Source organism: Novosphingobium sp. IK01 (assembly GCF_033242265.1).
Classification (GTDB): domain Bacteria; phylum Pseudomonadota; class Alphaproteobacteria; order Sphingomonadales; family Sphingomonadaceae; genus Novosphingobium; species Novosphingobium pituita.
In genome coordinates, this window is record NZ_BTFW01000001.1 from 3,500,829 (window position 1) to 3,527,501 (window position 26,673).

At 67.7% G+C, this 26,673-nt stretch carries 18 protein-coding genes, 2 tRNA genes and 1 pseudogene; 8 read left to right on the plus strand and 13 right to left on the minus strand.

Going from position 1 to position 26,673, the window contains the following annotated elements:
* Positions 1-4: 4 nt before the first annotated feature.
* From SBI20_RS16175 to pncB, 4 genes are all read left to right on the plus strand, one after another.
* Complete coding sequence (locus SBI20_RS16175; RefSeq protein ID WP_317975981.1) at positions 5-1,360, plus strand: peptide MFS transporter; 1,356 nt, start codon at positions 5-7, stop codon at positions 1,358-1,360.
* Positions 1,361-1,412: 52 nt separating this feature from the next.
* Positions 1,413-1,955 (plus strand): hypothetical protein, encoded by a 543-nt coding sequence (locus tag SBI20_RS16180; RefSeq protein ID WP_317975982.1) that lies wholly within the window; start codon positions 1,413-1,415, stop codon positions 1,953-1,955.
* 26 nt (positions 1,956-1,981) lie between these two features.
* On the plus strand, positions 1,982-4,000 hold the full coding sequence (locus SBI20_RS16185; protein WP_317975983.1) for a CocE/NonD family hydrolase: 2,019 nt from the start codon (positions 1,982-1,984) through the stop codon (positions 3,998-4,000).
* 99 nt (positions 4,001-4,099) lie between these two features.
* Positions 4,100-5,404, plus strand: a complete 1,305-nt coding sequence (pncB, locus tag SBI20_RS16190) for a nicotinate phosphoribosyltransferase (protein ID WP_317975984.1) — start codon at positions 4,100-4,102, stop codon at positions 5,402-5,404.
* Positions 5,405-5,435: 31 nt separating this feature from the next.
* Here the strand turns inward: pncB and SBI20_RS16195 are convergent, their stop codons facing one another.
* From SBI20_RS16195 to SBI20_RS16220, 6 genes are all read right to left on the minus strand, one after another.
* Entirely contained in the window at positions 5,436-7,010 is a 1,575-nt protein-coding gene (locus tag SBI20_RS16195; RefSeq protein ID WP_317975985.1) for an MDR family MFS transporter, read from the minus strand.
* 189 nt (positions 7,011-7,199) lie between these two features.
* Complete coding sequence (locus SBI20_RS16200) at positions 7,200-8,171, minus strand: glutaminase (protein ID WP_317975986.1); 972 nt, start codon at positions 8,169-8,171, stop codon at positions 7,200-7,202.
* Between the two features lie 102 nt (positions 8,172-8,273).
* The gene (locus SBI20_RS16205) at positions 8,274-8,681 is read right to left on the minus strand and encodes a response regulator transcription factor (protein WP_317975987.1); all 408 of its coding nucleotides are present in this window, start codon (positions 8,679-8,681) and stop codon (positions 8,274-8,276) included.
* Between the two features lie 17 nt (positions 8,682-8,698).
* On the minus strand, positions 8,699-10,942 hold the full coding sequence (locus SBI20_RS16210) for a hybrid sensor histidine kinase/response regulator (protein WP_317975988.1): 2,244 nt from the start codon (positions 10,940-10,942) through the stop codon (positions 8,699-8,701).
* A 9-nt stretch (positions 10,943-10,951) separates the two neighbouring features.
* Entirely contained in the window at positions 10,952-11,377 is a 426-nt protein-coding gene (locus tag SBI20_RS16215) for a response regulator (RefSeq protein ID WP_317975989.1), read from the minus strand.
* Complete coding sequence (locus SBI20_RS16220) at positions 11,370-12,530, minus strand: sensor histidine kinase (protein ID WP_317975990.1); 1,161 nt, start codon at positions 12,528-12,530, stop codon at positions 11,370-11,372. Before SBI20_RS16220 ends, SBI20_RS16215 begins: the two co-directional genes overlap by 8 nt.
* A gap of 723 nt (positions 12,531-13,253) precedes the next feature.
* Between SBI20_RS16220 and SBI20_RS16225 the strand changes: the two genes are divergently transcribed.
* The 3 genes and pseudogenes from SBI20_RS16225 to SBI20_RS17605 all read left to right on the plus strand — a co-directional run.
* Positions 13,254-14,666: a diguanylate cyclase gene (locus SBI20_RS16225; protein WP_317975991.1), complete on the plus strand. Its 1,413-nt coding sequence runs from the start codon at positions 13,254-13,256 to the stop codon at positions 14,664-14,666.
* Between the two features lie 78 nt (positions 14,667-14,744).
* Positions 14,745-15,674 carry an oxygen-dependent tRNA uridine(34) hydroxylase TrhO gene (gene trhO, locus SBI20_RS16230; protein WP_317975992.1) on the plus strand — a complete coding sequence of 310 codons (930 nt, stop codon included), beginning with the start codon at positions 14,745-14,747 and terminating at the stop codon, positions 15,672-15,674.
* An 836-nt stretch (positions 15,675-16,510) separates the two neighbouring features.
* Positions 16,511-17,464: pseudogene (locus tag SBI20_RS17605) on the plus strand (FUSC family protein); the annotation flags it as partial.
* Between the two features lie 347 nt (positions 17,465-17,811).
* On the opposite strand, the gene fabI reads toward SBI20_RS17605, so the two are convergent.
* The 7 genes from fabI to SBI20_RS16270 form a co-directional block, all read right to left on the minus strand.
* Complete coding sequence (gene fabI, locus SBI20_RS16240) at positions 17,812-18,651, minus strand: enoyl-ACP reductase FabI (RefSeq protein ID WP_317975994.1); 840 nt, start codon at positions 18,649-18,651, stop codon at positions 17,812-17,814.
* A complete protein-coding gene (locus SBI20_RS16245; RefSeq protein WP_317975995.1) occupies positions 18,648-21,020 on the minus strand; it encodes a DUF3141 domain-containing protein in 2,373 nt (790 codons plus the stop codon). Before SBI20_RS16245 ends, fabI begins: the two co-directional genes overlap by 4 nt.
* Positions 21,021-21,319: 299 nt before the next feature.
* Positions 21,320-21,396, minus strand: a tRNA-Pro gene (locus SBI20_RS16250).
* Positions 21,397-21,461: 65 nt separating this feature from the next.
* Complete coding sequence (locus tag SBI20_RS16255) at positions 21,462-22,259, minus strand: GNAT family N-acetyltransferase (protein WP_317975996.1); 798 nt, start codon at positions 22,257-22,259, stop codon at positions 21,462-21,464.
* Between the two features lie 148 nt (positions 22,260-22,407).
* A tRNA-Ile gene (locus SBI20_RS16260) sits at positions 22,408-22,483 on the minus strand.
* Between the two features lie 256 nt (positions 22,484-22,739).
* Complete coding sequence (locus SBI20_RS16265) at positions 22,740-23,774, minus strand: polysaccharide deacetylase family protein (RefSeq protein ID WP_411911535.1); 1,035 nt, start codon at positions 23,772-23,774, stop codon at positions 22,740-22,742.
* 5 nt (positions 23,775-23,779) lie between these two features.
* Complete coding sequence (locus SBI20_RS16270) at positions 23,780-25,942, minus strand: histidine kinase dimerization/phospho-acceptor domain-containing protein (RefSeq protein WP_317975997.1); 2,163 nt, start codon at positions 25,940-25,942, stop codon at positions 23,780-23,782.
* Between the two features lie 261 nt (positions 25,943-26,203).
* Between SBI20_RS16270 and SBI20_RS16275 the strand changes: the two genes are divergently transcribed.
* Positions 26,204-26,671, plus strand: coding sequence for an Lrp/AsnC family transcriptional regulator (locus SBI20_RS16275; protein ID WP_317975998.1), 468 nt, complete (start codon positions 26,204-26,206; stop codon positions 26,669-26,671).
* Positions 26,672-26,673: the final 2 nt, after the last annotated feature.

The following is a 26,673-nucleotide window of genomic DNA, read 5'->3' on the forward strand; positions in this document are numbered from 1 at the left end:
GCGTGTGCGCGATCTGTTCGGCCATCCGGCCGGGCTTACGGTGCTCTTCACGGTCGAATTGTGGGAGCGCTTCTCGTTCTACGGGATGCGCGCGCTGCTGATCCTCTATCTCACCCATGTCGCGCTGGCCCAGCGGCCGCAGGACATGGTGGGCTTTGCCACGATGGCCGGGCTGCTCGGCTTCGATGCGGCGCGCGCCAGCAGCGCGCAGTGGCAGGCGCTCGCCTCGCAGATTTACGGGCTTTACAGCGGCTTCGTCTATTTCACTCCGTTGATCGGGGGCTGGCTGGCCGATCGCTGGTTTGGCAAGTCGCGGATGATCGTGGCGGGCGGGGTGCTGGTGGCGCTCGGCCATGTGCTGCTGACCACCCATGCCACGTTCCTGCTCGCGCTCGTGCTGGTCATTCTGGGCACGGGCGGGCTCAAGGGCAATATCGCCGCGCAAGTGGCCGATCTCTACGCGCCGCAGGACGGGCGGCGCGAACGCGGGTTCTCGCTGTTCTACGTGGGCATCAATACCGGCGCGACGGCGGCCCCGCTGGTCTGCGCCTGGCTGGCACAGGTCTGGGGCTGGAGCGCGGCCTTCGAGGCGACTTCGGTGGGTATGCTGATCGGGCTGGCGATCTATGTCGCCTGTCTGCGCCTGCTGCCCGGCGCGCGTGGCAGGCAGGCGCCTGCCGCTTCGGTTGCGGATCAGGTTGCGGCGGGCAGGGGAGAGGCGAAAGCTGCACGGCGCGCGGCATGGGCGGTGCTGGGCCTGATCTCGCTGGCCTCGGTGTTCATGTGGATGAGCTACGAACAGCAGGCCAATGCCATGATGCGCTGGCTGGTGGCCACGCCCGACGACGTGATGATGGCCTGGATACAGGCCATTCCGCCCAGTGTCGTCCTGCTGGGCACCCCGCTGCTCAACCGCTGGTGGTCGCATCAGGCGCGGCGCGGGCGCGAGCCGGGGCCGGTGACCAAGCTGCTGATCGGGGCCGGGTTCGTCGTGGCGGCGCAGCTTCTGCTGCCGGTCTATGCGCTGGTGAGCGGGGGCAAGCCCCCGGCCATGGTGCCGCTGCTGGTCTATTTTCTGATCTGGGAAATGGGCGACCTGTTCTTCAGCCCGGCGGCCATGGGCCTCTATTCGCGCCTCGCGCCCGAGGGCAAGGGCGCCACGACGATGGCCATGTGGTACCTCACGGTCTTCCTCGGCAATATCGCGAGCGGCTGGATCGGGGGCCTGTGGGGCCTGTTCTCGCCGGTGGTCTACTGGACGATGATCGCCGCGCTCTCGGGCGGCTGCATCACCATCATCGCGCTGGCCGCGCCGACCTTGCGCCGCATCATCGCGCGCACCCGCACTTTGGAGGCATGAACCGATTCTGACCCTGCTGCTGCTGGGCCTGGCCCATGTTGCGGGCGCGCCGATGGCCCATGCGGCTGCGGCGCCCGCGCTCCCCTCGACGCTGAGTGCCACGGCGACGCCGGGCCTCGATCCGGCTCGCCCGTGCGACAGCCCGGCCCATCATGCGTTCGATTTCTGGCTGGGCGACTGGGCCGTCTATGATGCGCAGAGCGACCGTCAGGTGGCGACCGATCATGTCGATGCGCTCTATGGCCATTGCGTGATCCGCCAGCAGATGCGCTTTGTCGGGCAGACCTATCGCCATCCGGGCACCCCGTTCCCGCTCGCGGGGATGAGCATCAGCCGGTTCGACGGCCAGCATTGGGTCCAGCTCTGGGCCGACAACCAGTGGGGCGCGATCATCCTGTCGGGCAAGGCCCGCGCCGATGGCGCCGTCGAACTGGACAGCGTGATCCCTTCGCGCGGGCGCGACATGCGGCTGGTCTGGCATGCGGTTCCCGAAGGCGTGCGGATCGAGCAGGCCGGGGCCGTGGCGGGCAGCGGCACGTATGAAACCTATCCCGCGCTGCTCTATCGCCGCCTGAAACCTGCGAAATTCAAATGATATCCCCTTCGGAAAGCCTCCCCCTGATGTCCGGACCTGTGCCCGTGCCTGTAACTGTCGAAGAACACCTGTGGATCGAGATGCCCGACGGCTGCCGTCTGGGCGCGCGGCTCTGGCTGCCCGAGGGTGCCCTCGAAACGCCCGTGCCCGCGATCCTCGAATATATCCCCTATCGCAAGCGCGACGGAACGCGCGGGCGCGACGAGCCGATGCACGGCTATTATGCGCAGCACGGCTATGCCGCGATCCGCGTCGACATGCGCGGTTCGGGCGAATCCGACGGGTATCTGGCCGACGAATACCTGCCGCTCGAACAGGATGACGCGCTCGCCGTGATCGCGTGGATCGCCGCGCAGCCGTGGTGCAACGGCAAAGTGGGGATGCAGGGCAAGTCGTGGAGCGGGTTCAATTCGCTGCAAGTCGCCGCCCGGCGTCCGGAGGCGCTCAAGGCGGTGATCACCACGTTCTTCACCGACAACCGCTATACCGACGACATCCACTACATGGGCGGCTGCCTGCTCAACGACAATCTGTGGTGGGGCGGGATCATGCTGGCCTATCAGGCCCGCCCGCTCGATCCGGCCATCGTGGGCGAGGGCTGGCGCGAGGCCTGGCTCGACCGTCTGGCCCATATGCCGTTCTTTCCCGCGCTCTGGCTCGCCCACCAGCGTTATGATGCCTATTGGCAGCACGGGTCGGTCTGCACCGATTACGGCGCGATTGCCTGTCCGGTGCTGGCCGTGGGCGGCTGGGCCGACAGCTATACCAATGCGGTGCCGCGCCTGATCGCCAACCTTGCGGTGCCCAGCCGGGGGATCATCGGCCCCTGGGGCCATATCTATCCGCACGACGGCGTGCCGGGCCCGGCCATCGGCTTTCTCCAGGAGGCCGTGCGCTGGTGGGACCACTGGCTCAAGGGCGAGGACACCGGGGTCATGGATGATCCCAAACTGCGCGCCTATGTCGAGGATGCGGTTCGGCCCGAGGGCACGCGCACGATGATGCCGGGGCGCTGGGTCGGCCTCGACCAGTGGCCGTCGGACGAATTGGCTCCCCGCGTGCTCCATCTGGGGGGCGAGGGCCGCCTTGCCGATGCGCCCGGAAAGCCCGGCGTGCTTTCGATCTGCTCGCCCCAGAGCCATGGCCGCGCGGGCGGCGAATGGATGGGGGCGGGCTGTGCGGGCGAACATGCGACCGACCAGCGCCTCGACGATGGCGGGGCGCTGGTGTTCGAGACCGATGTGCTCGATGCGCCGCTCTCGGTTCTGGGCACGGTGCGCGCGCATTTGCGGCTCAGCGCCGACCAGCCGGTCGCCCATTGCGTGCTGCGCCTGTCCGACGTCGCGCCCGATGGCACGGCGACGCGCGTGACCTACCAGGTCTTCAACCTCACCCACCGCCACAGCCACGAAAACCCCGAGCCGCTGGTGCCGGGCGAGGCCTTCGACGTGGCGATCGACCTCAATGTCTGCGGCCATCGCTTCCCCGCCGGGCACCGGATGCGCCTTGCGGTGGCGACGACCTATTGGCCGCTGATCTGGCCGACGCCCGCGCGCGTGACGCTCGCGCTCGATGCGGCGGCCAGCCGCCTCGAACTGCCAGTCCTGCCCGAGGATCACCCCACGATCACGATGCTGCCCCCCGCCCATGGGCCCCGCACGCCGATCACGCAGATCGGCGAGGGCACCGTTGCGCGCACGAGCACGGTCGACCATGTGACCGGCTTGCAGACCTATGTGACCGAAGCGGCAGGCGGGGTCTTTGGCGAGGGCATCCTGCGGTTCGACGAGACCGGCACCGAGATCGCCCACGACTTGCGCCGCGAACTGACCATTCACGACGATGATCCGCTCAGCGCGCGCTATGTCCTCACGCAGACCATTGCGATGGGCCGCGAGGGCTGGCGCACGCGCGCCGACGTGCGCGTGGCCATGCGCTCCGATGCCACGCATTTCCATCTCGAAGGCGAACTCGTCGCCTATGAGAATGACGAGCCGGTGGCGCAGCGCGAATGGGTCGAAACCATCGCGCGCGACATGATGTGAGGAAGGGCGAGCCCCTGCGATGACGCCCGCACCTTGTTCTGCAAGGGCTTGTTGTTGCAGGGGCTTGGGCTGCCTGCGTTATGGCGCTATGGCACGGTCATGACGCTGACCGACATCGCCACGCGCACGTATGGGCACAATTTCCGGCTCGACCCCATCGTTCGCAGCCTGCTCGACACCGACTTCTACAAGCTGCTGATGCTCCAGATGATCCAGCACATCCATGCCGATGTGCAGGCGACGTTCTCGGTCATCAACCGCACGCGCTCGGTCCGTCTGGCCGAGGTGATCGACGAGGAGGAACTGCGCGCCCAGCTCGATTTTGCGCGGACGCTGCGGTTTTCCAAGAAGGAGCTGATCTGGCTGGCGGGCAACAGCTTCTATGGGCGCCAGCAGATGTTCTCGCCCGATTTCATCGCCTGGCTCGCCGATTTCCGCCTGCCGCCCTATGATCTGCGCAAGGTCGACGGGCAGTATGAACTGCGCTTCGAAGGCCCGTGGACCCACACGACGATGTGGGAAATCCCGGCGCTGGCGATCATCAACGAGTTGCGCGCCCGCGCGGCGATGCGCGCGCGGGGCAAGTTTGCGCTCGACGTGCTCTATGCCCGCGCCAAGGCCAAGTTGTGGGACAAGGTGGAGCGGCTGCGGCTGCTGCCGGATCTCGTGCTGTCCGACTTCGGCACGCGGCGGCGCCACGGGTTCCTGTGGCAGCGCTGGTGTGTCGAGGCGCTCAAGGAAGGGCTGGGCAGCCGCTTCATCGGCACCTCGAACGTGCTGCTGGCGATGGATGCCGATCTTGAAGCCATCGGCACCAATGCCCACGAATTGCCGATGGTGGCCGCCGCCCTCGCGCGCGACGATGCCGAACTGGCCAGCGCGCCCTATCGCGTGCTTGAGGAATGGCGCGCTCACTACAACGGCAACCTGCTGATCGCGCTGCCCGATGCCTTTGGCACCACGGCTTTCCTGCGCGATGCGCCATCGTGGGTCGCGCAATGGACCGGCTTCCGCCCGGACAGCGCGCCGCCCATCGAGGGGGGCGAGCAGATCATCGCCTGGTGGAAATCGCAAGGGATCGACCCGCGCACGAAACTGCTGATCTTTTCCGATGGCATGGACATCGACACGATCGAGCAGACCTACCACCATTTCCACGGGCGGGTGCGGCTCAGCTTTGGCTGGGGCACCAACCTGACCAACGATTTCCGCGACTGCGCGCCCGATGGCAGCCCCGGCCTCGAGCCGATCTCGCTGGTCTGCAAGGTCACCAGCGCCAATGGGCGTCCGGCGGTCAAGCTTTCGGACAACCCGCGCAAGACCACCGGCGAGGCTGCCGAAGTGGCCCGCTACTTGCGCGTCTTTGGCGAGGGCGGGCGCGTGGAGCGCAAGGTTCTGGTCTAGGCCTGCGTGGTCTTTCACGGACTCCGGGCCCTCAGGCCGCCTGCCGCTGCTCCCCTTCGGGCGTGGGCGTTACGGGGACATGGTGCCCGCTGATCTCGGCCCCCGCGTCGGGAGCAAAGCGCAGGTTCCAGATCGTTGCGCCCAGCGAGATCGCCGTGACGACCCAGAACGCGACCGAGAAATCGTGCCGGACAGCGGTGGCATCGCCGCTTGCCAGCATGGCCAGATGCAGTGCCACGGCAGCCACGCAGATGCCCAGCGAGAGCATCAGTTGCTGGAACGTCGAATAGAACGCGGTCGCGCTGCTCATCCGGCGCTGGGGAATGGCGTCGTAGGCGAGGGTGTTGTAGGCGGTGAACTGGAGCGACATGAAGAAGCCCGAGAACACCAGCACGCCGAACATCGCCCAGACCGGCCAGGCCGGACTGAACAGCCCGCAGGTGGCATAGCCTGCCGTCGCGATGATCCCGTTGCACACCAGCGTCCGGCGAAAGCCGAAGCGGCGCAGCACGCGCGGTGCCATGCTTTTCATCATGAGCGAGCCGATGGCCGTGGCCACGGTGATCATGCCGCTGCGCGCCGCGGTAAAGCCGAAGCCCACCTGCATCATCAGCGGCAGCAGGAAGGGCTGGGCGCCCTGGGTGATCCGGGTGATCGATCCGGCGATCACCGAAAGGCGAAACGTGCGATCGCGCATCAGGGTAAGGTCGAGGATCGCGCCCTCGCGCCCGTGCGCGTGGCGGATGTAGAAGAAGCCCGATACGGCGCCGATGGCCAGCAGGGCCAGTGCCAGCTTGCCCTGTCCGGCGCGGCTGGCCATCTCGCAGCCGAACAGCAGGCAGCCGAGCGAGACCCCGCTCAGCACGAAGCCGCCTGCATCGAAGCGCGGGGTGTGGTCTTCGCGGAAATTGGCGATGAAGCGGCTGACCAGGCAGAACCCGAGCACGCCGACCGGCAGGTTGATGTAGAAGATCCAGCGCCAGTCGAGATAGGTGACGATGAAGCCGCCCAGCGGCGGGCCCACGACCGGGCCGACCAGCGCGGGGACGAGCAGCCAGGACATCGCGTTGACCATGTCCTGCTTGGCCACCGAGCGCAGCAGGACGAGCCGCCCGACCGGGATCATCATCGCCCCGCCCATGCCCTGGAGGAAGCGGGCCAGCACCATGGCGCCGAGCGTGGGCGCCTGACCGCAAGCCAGGCTTCCGGCCACGAACAGTGCGATGGCCGAACGGAACACCGTGCGCGAGCCATAGCGGTCGGCCAGAAGGCCCGAAGCCGGGATGAACACCGCGAGCGCGAGCAGGTAGGAGGTGAGCGCGATGCTCATTTCGGGCGGGCGCACGCCGAAATCGCGGGCCATCGTGGGCAGGGCGGTGGCCAGCACGGTCGCGTCGACGAATTCCATGAACAGCGCCGAAGCCACGATCAGCGCGACCAGCCGGTAGTTGGAGCCCGAAGTATCGGGCCCGCCCGGATCGCGCGCCGGGGTCAGCGCATCGGCGGCGGGCACGATGCCGTCGCGGATTTCGGCATTGGCCGTGGCGATGCCGCGCCGGCGGGGCCTTTCTGAAGGGGCACCGGGGCCGGGGGAGGTCGGGGTCATGGCCATGCACTTTCGGGTCTGTCAGCGTCTGGGGCGAGCGGCGCTCGGGCGCGGCCAGACAATGCGCGAGCCACGCAAACGGTTTCATCCATATAGGCGGGGGCGACCGATATGGAACCCCGTGAAAGGCTTCAAAAAGTGCAGGCGCAGTTGCGCGCGGTGGTGGCGGCCTGCCGCGCGCAGCGGGCTTCAGGCCGTGGTGACCGGATCGAACACCGACCAGCCGGTGTGTTCGACCAGCCGTTCGAGGGCGAGCGTGCCCAGCAGCGAATTGCCCCGTTCGTTGAGGCCGGGCGACCAGACCGCGATGCTGGCCACCCCCGGCGCGATGGCCAGAATGCCCCCGCCCACGCCCGACTTGCCCGGCAAGCCGGTGCGGAACGCGAATTCGCCCGAGCCGTCATAGTGGCCGCAGGTGAGCATCAGGGCATTGATGCGGCGCGCGCGGCGGGGCGAGACCACGCTGCGCCCGGATTCGGGATGGCGCCCGCGCGCCATCAGGTAGCGCCCGGCGGCAGCCAACTGGCGGCAGCTCATCGCGATGGCACACTGGTGGAAATAGAGACCGAGCACTTTTTCGACCGGATGGCGGACATTGCCGAAGGCGCGCATGTAATTGGCCAGCGCGATGTTGCGAAACCCGGTCTGCAATTCGCCCTGGGCGACGGTCTCGTCGATGCGGATCGTTTCGTCGGAGGCCAGCGCGCGCACGAAGCGCAGCATTTCGCCGATGGCCTCGCGCGGTTCGTGGTTGCCCAGCAGGATGTCGCTGACCACGATGGCGCCGGCATTGATGAACGGGTTGCGCGGGATGCCATGCTCGCTTTCGAGCTGGACGATCGAGTTGAACGCGCTGCCCGAAGGTTCGCGCCCGACCCGCTGCCACAGGGCATCGCCCACCGCGCCCAGCGCCATGGTCAGGGCAAAGACCTTGGAAATGCTCTGGATCGAGAAGGCCTCGTCGGCGTCTCCGGCGGTGTGGCAGGTGCCATCGGCCATGATGACCGCGATGCCGAAGCGGTCGGGCGAGACGGTGGCGAGCGCGGGGATATAGTCGGCCACGGTGCCCCGCTCGGCCCGCAGGCGCATTTCGGCGGCGATGTCGTGCACGATACTCGCAAGATCGGGACTCGCAAGATCGGGCGCCTGTGCATCAGGCATTCGCGTTCTCCCTGCCGCTCTCCGGCCTGATGCCGGACCAGTGGGGCTTTTTCACAAAGCCGGAGGAAGGACAAGGCAGGGGAAGGGCGAGACGGGGTAAGGTCAGATCAGCGTGCGGCGCGGGGGCGGGGCATGGAGCGCAAGATGGGCTTCGAGCGCCTCGTTGATGCGAAAGAGCACGTAGTCGGGATCGAAAGGCTTGCGCAGATAGCCCGTGGCGCCTGCGCGCATCGCGATTTCCTCGTCGGCGCGGCTGCGGCTGGCGGTGAGCATGAAGACCGGGGTGTGCCAGACTTGCGCATCGTGGCGCAAGTCGCGCAGCACGGTCAGTCCGTGCATCTCGGGCAGGTCGCCATCGAGGATCACGATGTCGGGGCGCTTGGCGCGGATCGTGAACAGCGCATCGCGGCCATTGTCGAGCACGCCCACCGCATGGCCCGCGTTCATCAGGGCATTGGCCAGCACGCTGGCGGCAATGGCATCGTCTTCGGCAATCAGGATGCGGGCCATGGCAGTGTCTTTCGCGATCAGTTCAGTGTGCCCAGGGGGGCATTCGAATGGCCATGCAGGGTCTCGCGGCCAAAGGGGATGAATTGCAGGTAGGGGGTGGTTTCGGCGCGGATGAGGTCGAGTTCGCGCACGACGATGGCCAGCGAGCGGCCCAGTTCGGGCAAGTCCTGCTTGTGCGAGGCCATTTCGGCCTGGTGCACCGCATGGCGCAGCGTGCCCGCCCCCACGAGGCCCGCGCTGCCCTTGAGCCGGTGAAGCCGCGAGCGCAGCGCCGCGCTGTCGTCCATGGCGATGTGGACGGCCAGATCGCCGTTGTCCTGAAGCAGGCGCGAGAGCGCCGACTTGAACAGCGCCTGATCGCCGCCCAGCCGCAGGCAGGCCTGATCGGTGTCGATATGCGAGAACTGGGGCCAGGCCAGATCGGTCTCGTGGACGCTCGCGGCCTGTTCCTGATGGCGCAGGGCGCGGATGGCCGGGGCATTGTTGCGGGTGTGGCGCAGGATCGCGCGGACCAGATCCTCGACGTTGAAGGGCTTGGAGACGAGGCCGTCCATCCCTCCCAGCTCGAAGCCGTTGCCCACCAGATCGCCCGCCGCCGCGGTCAGCGCGAGGACCGGCGGGCGGGCATGGCCCCGCGCGCCGCGGATGCGGTTGAAGGCATCGTGGCCGTCGAGCACCGGCATCTGGAGGTCCATCAGGATGATGTCGAAGGCGTTCGCGCTGTCGAGCGCCATGTCGACCGCCTGCTGGCCATTGGTGGCGGTGCTCACTTGCGCCGATTCCATCGCGAGGATGCGCGAGGCGATGTCGAGGTTGATCTCGCAATCGTCGACCAGCAGCACGCGCAGGCCCGCCAGCCGGTGCGACCCGGCCATGTCCTCGTCGATCAGTTGCTGGGCCGGTTCGGTTTCCACGAAAGGCTGGCAGGGCAGTTCGACACGGAACCGCGTGCCATGGCCTGGTTCGCTCTCGGCGCTGATCGTCCCGCCCATCAGCGTCACCAGATCGCGGGTGATCGCCAGACCCAGCCCGGAGCCGCCGAACTGGCGGGTGGTCGAGCTGTCGGCCTGGGTGAAGCGCTCGAACAGGCGGTCGATCATGTCGCGTTCGATGCCGATGCCGGTATCGCTGACGGTGATGGCAAAGCGCTGGGCCTGATCGGCGTCGAGGAAGGTGGTGATCGTCAGTTCGATATGGCCCTTGGGCGTGAACTTGATCGCATTGGTCAGCAGGTTGCTGAGGATCTGGTGGAGGCGGGTGGGGTCGCCCAGGATCTGGGGGGGCACGTCGGGCGCGATCGAGAAGCGCAGCGCGAGGTCGCGCTCGCCGATCTGGACTTCGGTCATCTTGCGCAAGTCGTCGACCAGATCGGTCAGGCGCAGCGGGATATGTTCGAGCCGGACGCTCTTGTCGTCGAGCTTTGAGGTGTCGAGCACGTTGTTGACGATCCCCAGCAGCGTCTTGCTGGCCACTTCGATCTTGTCGACCAGATCGGCCTGCGAGGCATCGAGCGCGGTGTGGCGCAGCAGGTAGGCGATGCCGATCACGGTGTTGAGCGGGGTGCGGATCTCGTGGCTCATGTTGGCGAGGAACTGGGTCTTGGCGCGCATCGCGCTTTCGGCGCGCTCGGCGGTGGCGCGCAGCGATTCCTCGTAGTTGAGGCGCATTGACTCGGCCAGCTTGCGGAAATGGCGTTCGGCGCTCAGCCGCTGTTCCTCGACCGCCGCGCGCGCCAGAACGGTTTCGAGTACGCTGTGGAGGCGCGGTTCGTCGAGGCTGGACTTGGCGATGTAGTCGGACACGCCGCTGCGGATCGCCTCGACGATCAGGGCCTCGGTCTCGCGCAGGGTGATCAGGATCACCGGGCAGATTTCGGTCCGGTGCGCGGCCACCAAGGGCAGGAGATCGAGCCCGCGCGCGCCGCCCAGATGATAGTCGAGCAGGACGCAGTCGAACTGCCCGTTTTCGAGCTTTTCGCGCGCATCGGTGATGTTGACCGCCTCGACCAGCTCGAAGCTCGGATCGATCCGCGACAGCAGGCGGCTGACGACCTCGCGGTCCACGTCGTCGTCGTCGACCAGCAGGAAGCGCAAGGGCATGCTTTCCTCCCGGCTGGGCGCGGTCGGCAGGGCCGGGGCCAGCAGCGGGGGAGAAGCGGCAAAACGCGAAGCCAGAGGGGCTCCGGGCGCAGAGGGAAACACCGGGGGAAAGGGCAGGTGCAGGCCGGGGTCGTCGGGCAGGCTGGAGGCGGGGGGGGACATGATGGCTCCTCAGACCGGCAGGTGCACTGTCTGGCGATATTCGCACAGCAGCGAGGCGACGCGGGCAAACTGCTGCCCGGCGTGCGATTTGACCATGTAGCCGGCGACCTGTTCGCGATAGGCGCGGGTCAGGTCGGAATCGGCGTCCGAGGTGGTCAGCACGAAAACCACCGTCTGCGAAAGTTCGTCGTCGCTGCGGATCGCTTCGAGGAATTCGAAGCCGTTCATGCGCGGCATGTTGAGATCGAGCAGGACGATATGGGGGCGCTTGAGCCTGAGGGGCGAGCGCCCCCGCAGGATGTCGAGTGCCTCCAGCCCGTCGCAGGCTGCAATCGCCCGGAATCCCGGTCCGACCTTGGCGAGCGAGCGGGCGACCATCTCGACGGTGAGTTCGTCGTCGTCGACGACCAGAATATCTACCATGCGGTCAGTCATCCAGATCCGTCCTGGCAAAGCGCGGCCAGGTGACACGGAACGTGCAGCCACGTTTTCCGTCCTGGCTGAGCAGGGTGATGGAGCCGCCGTGGCTTTCGACCAGGCGCTGCACGACGGCCAGCCCCAGGCCGGTGCCCTTGCGCTGGGCCGCGCTCAGCGTCTGGAACAGGCGGAAGACGCGCCCTTGCGAGGCTTCGGGAATGCCCGGCCCGTCGTCGCACACGTCGAAAAGGCAGGAGTTGCCCTCAAGCCGCGCGCGCAGGGTGATCGTCCCGGTCTCGCGGTCGTGATGCTTGATCGCGTTCGAGAGCAGGTTGCGCAGGATCGTGGTGAGCGGGGTGCGCACGCCCTCGAATTCCTCGTCGCTGGCCTCGACCGTGATGGTCATGCCCGGTGGCGGGCTTTCTGTTTCGACGACTTCGGCTATCAGGTCTGCCAGCACGATGGGCTCGGCCTTGATCGCGCGGCGTCCGGCGCGGGCATAGTGCAGGAGATCGGAGATGATCTTCTCGGTGTTGTTCACCCGCTCTTCCATGCGGCCCAGATTGTGGAGCACGGCCGGGGGCGCCTGTTCGCCATAGTCTTCGCGGATGATGTTGATCAGGTTGGCGATGCCGCGCATGGGCGAGCGCAAGTCGTGGCTGGCGACATAGGTGAATTCTTCGAGCTGGGCATTGGCCTCGCGCAGGCGCAGTTCGGCGCGCTTGCGCTCGGTGATGTCGACGATCGAGGCGCAGGTCATCATTCCGTTTTGCGTGGTGAGCGGGCTCAGCCCGATTTCGAGGGGAAACTCGATGCCGTCCTTGCGGCGTCCGGTCAGGTCGCGGCCCTTGCCCATCGCGCGGATCGAGGGGGCCGCGATATAGCCCTCGCGGATGGCGACATGATGGGGGCGGGCGCGATGGGGCAGCAGGGTCTCGATCGGTTCCCCGACCAGTTCGGCCTCCTCATAGCCGAACATGGCCAGCGCGCGGGCATTGATCCGCACGATCAGGCCGCGCCCGTCGACCAGCAACAGGCCCATGGGCGAGGTGTTGAACAGGCAGTCGAAGGCCAGGATGCCGTGATCGGGCGGGGGCATTCCGGCCTGTTCCGTGTCGGCCAGCGGACCGGGCTGTCCGTTTTCCTCGTCGTGCTTGCTTGGGTCGAGCATTGGGGGGGAAACCCTTCCAGGTCCGTTGAGCTTGGCGCTGCCGGGCCTTCGTTGCCCCGGCTTTGCTGTGACTGGTTTGTGTATCGGCCTCGATCTGATGTGGCGGTCGTACCGGGACTGTCCGGGGCCGACGGGATATGACCCGCGCGCGCCCTTTCCAGTTGGTGCTGGCCAGTCCGTGCTGGTTTTCTTCTTTTTGCCCGTTGGCGACCCGGCGTTTCGAAAATAGACAAAGACGCCAAACGGAGGGTTTAGGGCGTTATTGTGGAAACACCGTATTTTCACAGGAAATCACAAATAACAGAGGCAGAAGTAACCGCCTTTCGGGGCATTGTGCATTGCGTCATTTCCCTGAGGGTTGTTGTCCATTCATCCGGCAAGCGCACGGCCTGCCGCCCGGAACCCGAATTGCGGCGTCCCGGCGCGGGGCATCGGTCAAAAGGAAGTATATTCAAGGGTCTGGGCGAGCGGGCGCGGCGGGCAGAGCGGTGCCGGAACCTCGGCAAAACGGCGCCGCTACGTGATTTCCCGGTGGGATTCGTGGCGATAAGTTAGCGCCATTGGGGTCACATGCATCGATTGCAGTGTGGGAGGGAGCGATTCCGTTTCGTGCTGCATGAACGGGCCGCACGCGTTTCTCCGACAGTCCAACCGGCCCCGGCATGACGGGAACGGGCGGAACTGGCGGACTTCGGGAGCGGACAAGGCAGGAAGACCGTTTTCGTGAATGTCGACATTCTTCTGATAGACGACGATCCGATCGCAGCACGGGTCATCATCGGCCAGTTGGAAGACTTCGGCCGACCGCGGTTTGCCGCGAGCGCCGCCGAGGCCCAGTTCCAGATCGACTTGCGCGTTCCCGAGCTGATCCTGCTCGACATGGACATGCCGGGCACCGGCGGGCTCGACCTGTGCCGGACGCTGCGCCAGGACATGCGCCTCGAAACGGTGCCGATCATCTTCGTGACGGCGATGAGCGACGAGGACGTCGAAGTGCGCGGGCTCGAATGCGGGGCGAGCGACTTCATCGCCAAGCCGACGAGCACCGGGCTGCTGCGCGCGCGGGTCAACACCCACTTGCGCCTCCAGCGCATGACCCGCCAGCTTCAGGACCAGGCGATGACCGACGGGCTGACCGGGGTGGCCAACCGCCGCACGTTCGAGGCCACGCTCCACGCCGAGACCGCGCGCGCCCTGCGCAATGCCGATACGCTCTCGCTGATCCTGTTCGATATCGACCATTTCAAGGCCTACAACGACCAGTATGGCCACCCGGCGGGCGATGAATGCCTGCGTCAGGTCGCCCGCGCGCTGTCGGCCATGGCACGGCGGCCCAGCGATGTCTTTGCCCGCTATGGGGGCGAGGAATTCGTCGTCCTCCTGCCGCAGACCTCGCGCAATGGCGCGATGACCCTGGCCCGCGCGATGCTGGCCCGGCTGCACGAACTGGCGATTCCCCATTCGGCGTCGGGCGTGGCCGATCATGTCACCGCCAGCATGGGGGTCACCTCGCTCGAAGACGACTGGCGCGATCCGGTCCAGCGCGGCGGCAATGGCCCTTCCGACCATGCCGCGCGGCTGGTCGAACGGGCCGATCAGGCGCTCTATCAGGCCAAGGCGGCGGGCCGTGCGCAAGTGGTGTTCCAGCCATTTGGCCATTCGCTGCTGCCGCCGCCGCCGGGCGGGCCGGGGGTTGCGGTCAACATGCCGGGCCTGCGCAGCCCCGCCGATGTGGCCGGGGCGGATACGGGAGCCGAAGCGGGGGACTGCGACAGCACGGTTGCCGAGACATGGCCCCGGATCGAGGGGATCGACCGCGAACAGTCCGAGCGCCGCCTGTGCGGCAACCGCGAGCTGTTCGGCACCCTGCTGCACAGCCTCGTCCAGCAATATGCCGATTTCGAGGAAGCGCCCATCCAGGTCATCGCCGCGCCCGACATCGCCCGGCGCATCCACAAGCTCAAGGGCAGCGCGGGCACGCTGGGGGCGATGCGGCTTCACGATCTGGCCCTGCGCACCGAAAGCGCGCTGCAACGCCACGACGACCAGCTGGCCGGGGCCTTGCTGAGCGAAGTCGGCGCGCAGCTCTCGCGCCTGCGCCACGATTGCGCGAGCACGTTCGAGGGCTGGCAATAGCCATCCGCATTCGTCTGCGTGGGGGCCCTTTCCAAAAACCGGTTCCCACCATTTGCCATCCTGTTGTAGGCGGCGGGGATGCAGTCTCCCGTCTCCACACCCGCCGTTCAGCCTGAAGGTCTGGCTGAAGTTCAGCCAGAAGTTTTGGTCGCCGCGCTCTACCAGTTCGCCCCGTTCGACGATCCGCAGGCCCTGCGCGAACCGCTGCTGGCCTTCTGCGCGGCGCAGGGCATCAAGGGCACCCTGCTGCTGGCCGACGAGGGCATCAACGGCACCGTGGCCGGGCCCGCCGAAGGAATCGCCGCGCTCGTCGATCACTTGCGCGCGCTGCCCCATTGCGCCGGGCTGGAGGTCAAGTATGCGACCGCGCCGGCCATGCCGTTCGGGCGCCTCAAGGTGCGCCTCAAGCGCGAGATCGTGACGATGGGCGTGGAGGGCATCGACCCGCTGGCGAGCGTGGGCACGTATGTCGAGCCCGAGGACTGGAACGCGCTGATCAGCGATCCCGACACCATCGTGATCGACACCCGCAACGCCTATGAGGTCGAAGTGGGCACGTTTGCCGGGGCGATCGATCCGGGCACGACCTCGTTCCGCGAATTTCCCGGCTGGTTCCGCCGCGAGCGCGAGCGCCTGATGGCCGCGCGCGGGGATGGAGCCAGTGAAAAGGGAACTGGCGGGAACGGGGGCGCGCCCCGCGTGGCGATGTTCTGCACCGGGGGCATCCGCTGCGAGAAATCGACCGCCTTCCTCAAAAGCGAGGGGATCGACGAAGTCTATCACCTCAAGGGCGGCATCCTCAACTATCTGGAAAAAGTGCCCGCCGGGGAGAGCCTGTGGCAGGGCGACTGCTATGTCTTCGATGCGCGCGTGGCGGTCGGCCACGGGCTGGTGCCGGGCGGGCATGTGCTGTGCGGGCCCTGCGGCCACCCGGTGAGCCCGCAAGGCCAGCAATCGCCACTCTATCGTCCGGGTATCAGTTGCCCGGCCTGCGCGGTGCAGGACTGAGACGGCCCATGCCCCGGAGCCGCGCCATCGCCCTTGCGCCCTCGTTCCTGTCGCGCTCGCTGGTGCGGGGCCCGGGGGGGCTTCGCCGGGCGGCGCGGCGGCTCGAACTGCGCCATGTCGGCTTCGTGCCCGAACACTTCAGCCTGGCCGAGGGCCTGCGCGCGTCGCTGGCCGTGGGCGTGCCGCTCGCGCTGGCGGTGGGGCTCGACCAGCCGGGGCTGGCCTGGGCGGTCTTTGCCGCGTTCTGGACCTGTCTGGGCGACGGGCAGGGCGGGGACCGTCCGCGCCGCCGCCTGCTGGGCCTGTTCGTGGGGGCGGGCGGGGCAATCGCGCTGGTAGGCTCGCTGCTGGCCGGACTGGCGCCGTGGGCAGGCGTGCTGGTCGGGCCGGTGCTGGTCTTCCTGAGCCTTGCCGGGGCCGCGCGGGTCCGCTTTGGCGGGCTGGTGGGCACGCTGCTGGGGGTGGTGGCGGTGGTGGCGGTGGGCTTTCCGCAAAGCCCGCCTGCCGCGCTGGCGCAGGCCCTGACATTTGCGGGCGGGGGCCTGTGGTGCTGGCTGCTGATCAACGGGATCTGGCGGATCGATGCGCGCGCCGCGCTGGTGCGCGCGGGCGACGGGGTGCTGGCGCGGCTGTTCGACATGGCGGTCAGCCTTGTCGAACTGGGCGACGGGCACCACCGCGACGAGGACTGGCACAGCGACCATGGCGAACACCGCCGCGCGGTGCGCCTGTCGATCGAGCGACTGCGCGCCCTGCTCGAACGCTATCCCGGACAGGAAGCCGCCATCGCTCCGTTCGAGCGGCTGCGCGATGCTGCCGAAACGCTGTTCGGTGCGATGATCGCGCTCGACCAGGCTTTCATCGTCCACCATGGCCCGGTGGCCGAACGGCTGGCCACGGCGCGCGCCTTTCGCACGACGCTGCTGGCCTGGCGGCTGGGGGCGGCCAGCGGTGAGAGCCTGCCGTGGGTCGAGCGCCGCCTTGCGCGTCTTCAGGCCGGGCTGCACGATCCGCTGTTCGTGGGTTGTGTCGTTGCGCAAAGACGCGCGTTGCAGGTGCTCTGCGCGCAGGACGAACAACCGGCCGAACCGGTTTCTGGCGGGCCAGTTGGCGTGCAGGAGGCCGGGCAGGAAGCCGGGCAGGAAGGGCCGCCGCAACGCCGCAGCCTGATCCCGCAATGGACCCTGCCCCAGCCCGCGCTGCGGCAGGCCCTGCGCCAGACGGCGGGGCTCGTCGCGGTCTATGCTCTGGCCGCGCTGTTCCATCTGGGCTATCCCTATTGGGCGACGATGGCGGTCGTGGTCGTGTTGCAGGGCGGGGCGCGGGTGACCTGGGCGCGGTGCCTCGAACGGATCGTGGGCAGCTTGCTCGGGGGCACGGTGGCCATGGTTCTGCTGCTGCTGTTCGGCACGGTGTCGACGCCGGTCTTTGCCGCGCTCGCGGTCGTTCTGGCCGGGGTGACCATCGCCATGCGGCAGGTCAACTACACGCTGTTCGTGGTCTTCCTCACGATGCTCTTCGTGATCGTCACGCAGATCCTGCATCCGGGCGAGGGGGTGGCCGCCGCGCGCATGGCCGACAACGTGCTGGGCAGCGTGGCCGCCTTGCTGGCCGTCTTCACCCTCTGGCCCGATTTCGGCGCCTCGCTTCAGGAGCGCATCGCGCAAGGGATCGCGGCGAACATGGCCTATGGCGACGCGGTGCGGGCCGGAGCCCCTTCGGCCCGGATTCGCGAGACCCGCCGCCGCGCCGGCCTTGCCAGCATCGAGGCCGAACTGGCGCTCCACGATGTCGGCGTCCTGCTGCCCGGCAGCCAGCGCGCCGATGGCAGCGCCCTGCGCGAACTGCGCACGATTGCCGGCGAGGCAGCGATGGCCTGGCACAGCCGCATGGGCCAGATGGCCTGAGTGTCTGGTCAGGCGGCTGGACAAATTCAGATCTTCGATGCGCAGAAGTATGATTTTGTTGTTTTTATTCGTCATTCCCGCGTAGGCGGGAATCCAGTCTGGCGCTCTGTTTGCATGCGCAACCGTCGGAACTGGATCCCCGCCTGCGCGGGGATGACGAGAAATGAAGCAAACATTGCGCAGCGCTTTCATTGGCAAGCGTGGTGCGCGTCGAATTCCGGATCAGACACTCACGCCATGTTGTGCAGCCCCGCGTCGACATAGATCGTGTCCCCGGTCATCCCCGAGGCCCCCGCGCCGACGAGGAAGGCCACGAGATTGCCGATCTCGGCGATGTCGACCAGCCGGTGGGCCGGGCTGCGGGTCTGGGCCATGGTGGTCAGGCTGTCGAAATCGGCGATTCCGCTGGCCGCGCGGGTGCGCAAGGGGCCCGGCGAGACGGCATGGACGCGCACCCCCTTTTCGCCCAGTTCGGCGGCCAGATAGCGGGTCGAGGCTTCGAGCGCGGCCTTGACCGGGCCCATCACGTTGTAGTGGCCGACCACTTTGTCGGCCCCGTAATAGGTCATCGTGATCAGCGATGCACCGGGGTTGAGCAGCGGTTCGGCCAGCCGGGCCATGGCCAGAAACGAATAGACCGAGACATGCATGGCCTGGGCGAACCCTTGCGCCGAACAGTCCATCACCCGCCCGTGGAGATCCTCGCGCGGGGCAAAGGCAATCGAGTGGATCACGAAGTCGAGGCTGCCCCAACGCGCGGCGATGGTCTCGAACACGCGTTCGAGCGCGCCGGGTTCCTCGACATCGAGCGGCAGGCACAAGTCGGCGCCCAGCCGCTCGGCCAGCGGGCGGACATGGGGCTCGGCTTTGGCGTTGAGGTAGGTGAGCGCGAGGTCGGCCCCCAGCGCGCGCAACCGGGCCGCGCAGCCATAGGCGATGGAGTGGTCGTTGGCGACACCCACGACCAGCCCGCGCTTGCCCGCCAGCATGGCGCCGATGGGCATTTGCGGGTCCCACAGGGCAGGCAGGCCATCCTTAACCGGGGCAGCCATGGAGATGGGGGCGTTCATCGGGCAACACTCCTGAGCTTGGGGGCCGGGGCGGGGGTGGAGAGGCCGAGCACCGCGATGATCGCATCGAGGCAGGCGAGCGTGGCCGGGGCCATGTCAGCGCGCGCGCCCGCGATGTAGAGCGCGGTGTCGAGTGCCTTCTGCCGGTCGGCCCGCTCGGGCAGGAGCGCGGGCAGGCTGGCCATGGCCTTGTCGCGCGCGAATTCGACGATCAGCGATTGCTTGCGCAGGATCGCCTCGCGCTGCTCGGGGCCCAGCGCGGCAAAAGGCTCGCGCTGCGTGAGCACTTCCTGCGAGCGGGCGAGGCGGTCCTGCCGGACCCCGCCGCGCGATTCGGCCAGCAGCAGGAGGATGCGGATCACCCCGTCGGCATAGCTTCCTTGCGCAACCCGGCGCAGCGCCGCGCGCACTTCGGGCAGGTCGCGCGGGTCGCCAGTACCAGTGCCAGTGTCATGGACGGTCTGGGCGGTGTGCTCGATCATCTGGCGGCCCAGCCGCTGGGCGAGGGGGAAGCCCCAGATGGCCAGGAAACTGGTTTCCTGCACCGCATCGCGCCAGTCGCGCCAGGCATCGATGCCCTGGGTGATCGCCTCGGCCCACCAGCGTTCGAGAGCGAGGAACGGATTGTCGCTGGCGCTGCGCTGGCGGCGCTGGAGAACCTGCACGGCCGCCGGGCCGACCCAGGACATGAACGGGTTGGCATCGGAAAAGACCTTGCGGCTCAGCCGGCTGGGATGCGCCTCGGTCAGCCGCTCGGCCACCGGCGGGGTGACCATGGCGCGCACCGCGGGGCGCAGGATGGTTTCATAGGCGCGCGCGTTCTGTTCAGAGATGTAGGAGACGGCAGCAAACCCGGCTTCGTGGGTGCGATCCTCGCTGAGCGCGCGCAAATCGGCCATCGTGCGTTCGTGCAGGTCGACGAGGTAATGCGGGCCATCCCCGTTCTCTCCTGTGCCTTCCTGTTCGGGGCCCTCCTGTTCGGTAATCGTCATCTCGTAGAGACCGGGGGCGAGCGCCTCGATGGTCTTGAGCGTCGAGGCCATCTCGGCATGTTCGCGCCGGGCCACCGACGAGGACACGAAGATCCCCAGATGGCCGACTTTCTCGTGGATCATGTAGACGATGCGCTGGCCCCGGACGCGGATTTCGGTCTCGTCGGCATAGAGATCGGTGATCCAGTTGAGCGCCTGGGGCGGCGGGGTGATATTGTCGCCCCAACTGGCAAAGACCACGATGGGCGAAGTGACCGCCTTGATGTCGAGCATGCGCCCGCCCGGCAGCCGCGCCTCGCCGCGCGCCAGCTTGTTGCCCACGAAAAGCTGTTCGACGATCCAGCGGATCTCGTTCTCGTTCATGAAGTGGAAGCCGCCCCACCAGCGCTCGAACTTCAGGAACTCGCCGTGGCTCTCGTCGACATTGGCATAGAGGTCGGCATATTTGGCAAAGTAGTTGCGGCCCGGATTGAGCATCTCGAAATTGAGCACGAGGTGCGCCCCGTCGAACTTGCCCCCGCCCAGATCCGACAGCATCAGCGCGGGCAGCGCCCCGCCGACAAAGCCGCCGTTGTAGCGCATCGTCGAATTGCCGATATGCCCCGACCAGGCCGCCACCGGCGCCCCGTTCATCACCAGCGGGCCGACCAGATCGGGATTGGTCGCGGCCAGCAGCAGCGAGGCCCAGCCCCCCTGGCAATTGCCCACGATCACCGGCTTGGGCGATTCCGGATGGCGGCGCAGGATCTCGGCGACGAAGGCGGCCTCGGCTTCGGTCACGTCGCCGATGGTCTGGCCCGGTTCGGGTTCGGGCCGGAAGGTGACGAAATAGACCGGGTTTCCGGCCTTGAGCGCGACGCCGACCTCGCTGTCCGACTTGAACCCGCCGATCCCCGCGCCATGGCCCGCGCGCGGGTCGATGATCATGAACGGGCGCTTGGCATCCTGCGTGGTGCACCCCTCGGGCGCGCGGATGCGCATGAGCATGTAGTTGACGGGCCGGGGCAGGTCGGCCCCGTCGATGATCAGGTCGTATTCGTAGGCCAGCACCGGGGGCGAGCCGAGAGCCTTGTGCAGCGCATCGTTGTTGCCCCGCTCGCGCAAGGTGTCGAGGGTGAGGATCGCGCGCTGTCCGGCGTCGAGCGCATAGGCGCTGGCATGGTGGGCCAGTTCGTGGCGCAGGCCCAGACCGGCAAAGGTTTCCCCTATCGCGCGGGCCTTGTGCCAGGCCTGGTCAAGCCGTCGCTTGTGTTCGGCGTGCATGCGCTCGCCATGGCGGCGGGCACTGGTCATCACGTCGAAGACCTGCCCGGTGGCGGCAGCCATGTCACGCAAGGCGTCACGGGTGGCCGTTTCGAGGGATGGGACAAGGATCATGGGGTCTCCAGGGGTGGGATCAGGCCATGCCATGTCTTGCCGGTCAGCGGGGCGGGAATGGAGCGGTGCAACATGGGGGGCTCGTGCAAGGCTCTGCCAGAGCGGCAGGAACGGGAGCGCAGGCTAGGCGAGCGGACCTGTCATCTTGCAACTGCGTCCTTACGCACGGGCCCTTAGGTGTGGCGCAAGGCCAGACGAACCCGGCCAGTTCCCGACAGAGGCTGGTGGTCCGCGCATGGGCCAGCGCAAGGCGGGTGATCCGGTGCCTTGGCAAATGACTGGAAAATCATTGGGGAAGATGGTCGGGGAGACAGGATTCGAACCTGCGACCCTCTGCTCCCAAAGCAGATGCGCTACCAGGCTGCGCTACTCCCCGACACGGCCTTGCCCTTAGGTCTGCGCAGGGAGGCGTGCAAGAACAAACTTGGCGTGAGGCGCGCCTCAGGCGGCCACGCTGAAGCGGGTGGCGTAGCGCTGGGAGATCTGTTCGACTGGCAGGACCACGCAGACATCGACCGTGTTGAATGCATGGTCGATGAAGGCGCCGTCGCCAAACAGGGCGCCGCACCGCAAATAGCCTTTGACCAGTGGCGGCAGCCGCAGCATCGCGCGGCGTTCGTCGTAGCTGCCCCGTGCGAGGCGTTCGAGCGTGACCGCCTGATCGGGCCCGAGTTCCCCGCGCAGGCGGGGGCGGCGTTCGGCGGGGGCCAGGCAGGTGTGGGCCAGCAGCGAGAGAGCCTGTGCATGGGCGTCGGGGTCGGTGCCGGGAAACGAGGCGCAGCCGAACATCAGGCCGATGCCGTGGCTGGCGATGTAATCGGCAATCCCGCGCCAGAGCAGCGAGATCGTCGCGCTCGTGCGCCAGGCCGGGCGCACGCAGGAGCGGCCCAGTTCGAGCAGTTCGCCACCCGGTCGGCTGCCGGGCGCCATCAGCGGTGAAAGATCGAATTCGCCGGCGCTGTAGAAGCCTCCGGCCCGGTGCGCGACGCTTTCGCGCAGCAGGCGATAGGTGCCCACCACGCCGCCTTCGGCCAGATGGGTGCCCGGCTCGTCGGCGTCGATGACCAGCAGGTGGTCGCACAGGGCGTCATAGGGGTCGGTGTCGAGGGTGTGCAGCACGTCGTGCGCCTGCGCGCCCATCTCGGCGAAGAAGACATCCCAGCGCAGGGCCTGGACGGCGGCCAGATCCCTGTCGTCACGCGCCAGCCGCACTGTCAGGCGGCGTTGTTCCCTTGGCATCGTGCCTGCGTGTGTCATGCGTGTGTCGCCTCCGTTCGGACGGCTCTAGCGCATCACGATGACACCGGTTTTGCACAACGATGATGGTTGCGGGTCAGTTCGCCGCCACCTGTCGCCGTGTTGTCGCATGAAGGGAGGGGGGAAGGGGTGGTAGGCCCGGCAGGATTTGAACCCGCGACCTAGCCGTTATGAGCGGCCAGCTCTAACCGCTGAGCTACGGGCCCCCTTCGGGACAAGCCGTTAGTGGAGGGGGGCGTGCTTGGCAAGCCGGCACGAAGGCAATTCGTGGGGGATCGTTTTTGGGGGCAGGCTCTTAGAGCTCGACCCAAAAGTCCTTCGGGTCGGTTTGGCGGGTCTTTTGCCCCACCACGGCGTCGGTTGTTCGCCACGATGCTTCCAGCATCGCTGGGCTCGCAGCCTTCTTGTGGTGACCCAAAATCCCTCGCCAAACCTCCGCCGCCCGACTTTTGGGTCGGGCTCTTATATCTGTGCGGCCTGCATGATCTGGGCAACCCCGGCCGGGCGCACCCCGCGCCGGGCCAGATGGGCAAAGACCGTGCGCCACCAGCCGTAAAGCTGGTCGAGCTGGTCGTCGTCGCGGACATAGGGCGTGTTGCCGGGGCGCAGCGAGGGGCTGTGAAACGAGAAGACCAGCACCGGCAGGCCATCGCCGAGCGCGAGGTCGATCCCGGCGATGGCTTCGGCTGCGCTGACCCCTTCGGGGGTGAGCGGCACGCGGTTCATCAGGCCCAGCCGCGCGAGCACCCCGCGCAGGCGCGGCACCCGCCACAGACGCGGGAACAGCCAGGGCCCGGCCCGCCGGAGCAGGCCTGAAAAGACCGTGGTCAGCGGCAGTTCCATCAACCCGCCGCGCCGGTCGACCCACCAGGGGTGCGCCGGCAACCCGGTGAAATCCGGGCCGCCCTGGCTGGAATAGTCGAAATGGGCGCGCACCGAGGTGTCGATGGCGATCGAGGCCTGGCCCAGGATGGCCGCCGTATGCGGCCCCACGCCATAGCGTCCGGCGCGGTAGATCAGCGGGGCGGTGCCGTTGAAGGCGCGCGAAATGGTGTCGCGCAGCTTGACCAGCTTGGCCTCTTCGAGCGCGGGTTCCAGATTGCCGGCAAAGCTGTTGGACACGGTGAGGTCTTCGGCATGGGGCGGGTTGACCCACGGGTGAAGCTGGACGCCGATCTCGGCCCGGCCATCGGCCACGGCCTGGCCCAGGGCGGCGCTGATGCCCGGGTCGCTGGCGATCGGATAATCGATCAGATAGACCGGGGTGACCCCGAAGCCTTCGCAGAACTGCTGGAACTTGGCGAGGCGGGGCACATGGCTGAGGCCATGGCCGGTGCGCTCGAACGGCTTGCTCCAGTCGAATTCCTCTTCGGTATCGACCGTGACGACAAAGCGAGGGCCAAACCCCGCCGCGAAGCGCACATGGGCCTCGGGGGCGGGGGGGCTGGCAATTGCGGCGCGCGTGACGGGGGCGAGGCCTTCCCTCGGTGCGAGCACTGCGCTCAACTCGCCTGACGCGGAGCGGATGTGTGTGGGCCCTCCAGGCTGCTCCCGCCCCATCCGGCATCGATGGCGCGGGCGCGCGGAAGGTCGATCAGCAGGCGGGCCGCCTCGCGGCGCATCTGCCCGCCCATGGCGCGCACTTCGGCCATGGCGAGGCGCAGGGCAAAGCCGTTGCCCATCATGCCGCCCGGCCCCAGCCCGGCGCCGGCGCTGGCATTGGGGCCGCCGCGATAGCTGTCTAGCGCGAACAGGGCGGCATCTTCGCGCATGGCGAGGGCGGCGGGCAGCGGCAGGTCGAGCCGGATCGGGCGCGAAGGGTCGGCTTCGGGCGCGAGGGTGATCGACAGCCTTTCGCCCGGTGCGGCGGTGCTGGCGATCACGGCGAGCAGGCGCCAGATGGTGTGTTCCAGTTCTCCGGGCGCCACGGCCACCGGGGCGCCGTCTGCCGGAGCCTCCCAGCGCAAGCGCACCTCGCGCGGGCCGATCACCGGATCGAGCTGGACGATCAGGCGGGTGAGCAACGCGGCCAGATCGGTCGACAGGCTGTCATCGGCATTGCCCGCACCTGATGATGAAGCGGCCGCATGGCCAGCCGGCGCGCTTTCGAGGCGGGCGAGCCGTTCGAGATCCTCGAACCCGGCGAGCATGCGCGCGGCATCGGCGGCGATGCTGGCGGCAAGGCTGCGATACTGGTGGGGGGCCGCGCCGAAGACCTGCTGCTGGATCATCTCGGCAAACCCCTGGATCGCGTTGATCGGGGTGCGCAACTCGTGAAGGGTCTGGCGCAGGCGGTCGGCGCCCTGATGCCCGGCAGGTTGCTCGGGGCTGGTCTGCTCAGGGGTGGGCTGCTGCGGTGTGAGTGGGGCCTGTGCGTCGCTGGCGGTTTGGGCCAAAGCCTCGGGCGGGGGGCGGCGCAGGCGGCCGCGATAGCCCGCAAAGGCCCCGCTCATGCGCGAGAACAGCGGTGTCGCATCGAGTTGCCAGAAGCCTTCGATGGCGGGCGCGCCATCGAAGCGGACGATCCCGTTTTCGATCGGCTGGCGGGCGGCGAAGGCCCGCAGGCTCGGCGCGTCGGCCATGGCCGGGCAAGAGGCGCTCCCATCACCTACTTTGGCATCACCCACTTTGGCATCGCCCACTTCGGCGCCGCTGAACCGGGCGGGCAGGTGCGGCGCGGGGAACGGGCGGTGGCCCACCAGCATCGGCGCGAAATCGGCATCGGCGGCCACGATCGTGCCTTGCGGATCGAAGGCCAGATCGATGGCGAGCGGGGGCGGCACATCGTCGGCAGACGGGCCAGAGGCAGAGTCCGGGGACGAGCGCGGCGCGGGCCCAGAGGCCGTGGCCTTGGCCGGGGCAGCTTGCGCGGCCTGCCGTTCTTCGCGGTCGCGCCGGAAGGCCTCGATCCGCCGCACGATGGCGCCGATCCCTTCGATGGGGGCGGAAACCGGGCTGGCCGGTTCGGAAAGCGTGTCCGGGGCGAGGCCTTCTGGCTCCTCTGTCGTGTCATCGGACAGTTCAGCGCAGGGCATGGGCTCCGGGGCCTGTTCGGCGACGGCGCCCGTTTCTACAGGGACTTCAGGCCCGGTGAGCGCGAAATCGTCGATCCCGAGCTGTTCGAGCAGCCGTTCGACCGCCGGGCCCAGATCGCGGCGATGGCGCAGGAACCCGCGCGCCTGAATCGGCAGGCGGGGGATCAGGTCGAGCCAACTGGCCTCGTCGAGCCGGGCGCCGCGAATGCTGGCGAGGGCCACGCGTGGGCCCTGCGCGGCAAAATGGGCGACAAGGCGCGGGTGGGCCAGATGGGTGGCGGCCAGCAATGCGGCGGCGGCTTCCGCGCCCGACAGCGAAGTGGCGGCAGGGCTGGCCTGCGCGGGTCTGGTGCCTTCGGGCGGCGCGGCGATGGCTTCGAACAGGGTGTCGAGCCGGGCCAGGGCCTCGTCATGGCGGGCGTTCCAGCCCTGCTCGGGGACCCGGCCCAGAAGATCGACCAGTTGGCGGAATTGCACGCGCAGACCCGCCGGGCCCGCCGCGCGGGTGCGCAGGACCGTTTCCAGCCGGTCGTCGAAAATCATCGACGGAGCCGCAGGCGCCGCGCTGGAGCTGGCCAGACTGGAACCGGCCAGACTGGAACCGGAGGAGGGGTCAAAGTCGGCAGGCATTGCTGTCGGGCCGGGGTATCCTGTTGCACGGTCTGTCGACATGAGGCATCGCCCGCCGCGAGGCAAGCCGGTTCCAGACCATAATCGGGTTCATAACGCCGGTTATTACCGACCGTGTGCTAATAAAGTGTGGCCAAGCCACAGGGCTGTGGCCTTGATGCGTTGCATTGCACGACAATTGCGATATGAGCTAATAAAATTAGCAACGTCGCTTTTGCGGCAGGTACAATCTTGCGAGCCGAGTGGTTCACGAACACGAACATGGCAACATTGGACGGAATTGACCGGCGTCTCCTCTCCGAGCTTCAGGACGAGGGACGGGTAACCAACGTGGAATTGGCGCAGCGCGTGGGGCTGACAGCGCCCCCATGCCTGCGCCGTGTGCGCGCGCTGGAGGAAGCGGGCGTCATTCGCGGCTATCACGCCGATCTCGACCCGGCCAAGCTGGGTTTCGCGATCACGGTCTTCGCGCTGGTCAGCCTCAAGAGCCAGGCGGAGGAAGCGCTGCGCCAGTTCGAGGAGCACATGCGCGAACTGCCCGAAGTGCGCGAATGCCACATGCTCAACGGCGAGATCGACTTCATCCTCAAGATCGTCAGCCGCGACCTGCAAAGTTTCCAGGAATTCCTGACCAGCAGGCTCACCCCGGTGCCCAACGTGGCCAGCGTGAAGACCTCGCTCACCATCCGCACCGCCAAGCAGGTGCCGGGTGTTCCCTTTACTGATTGAGG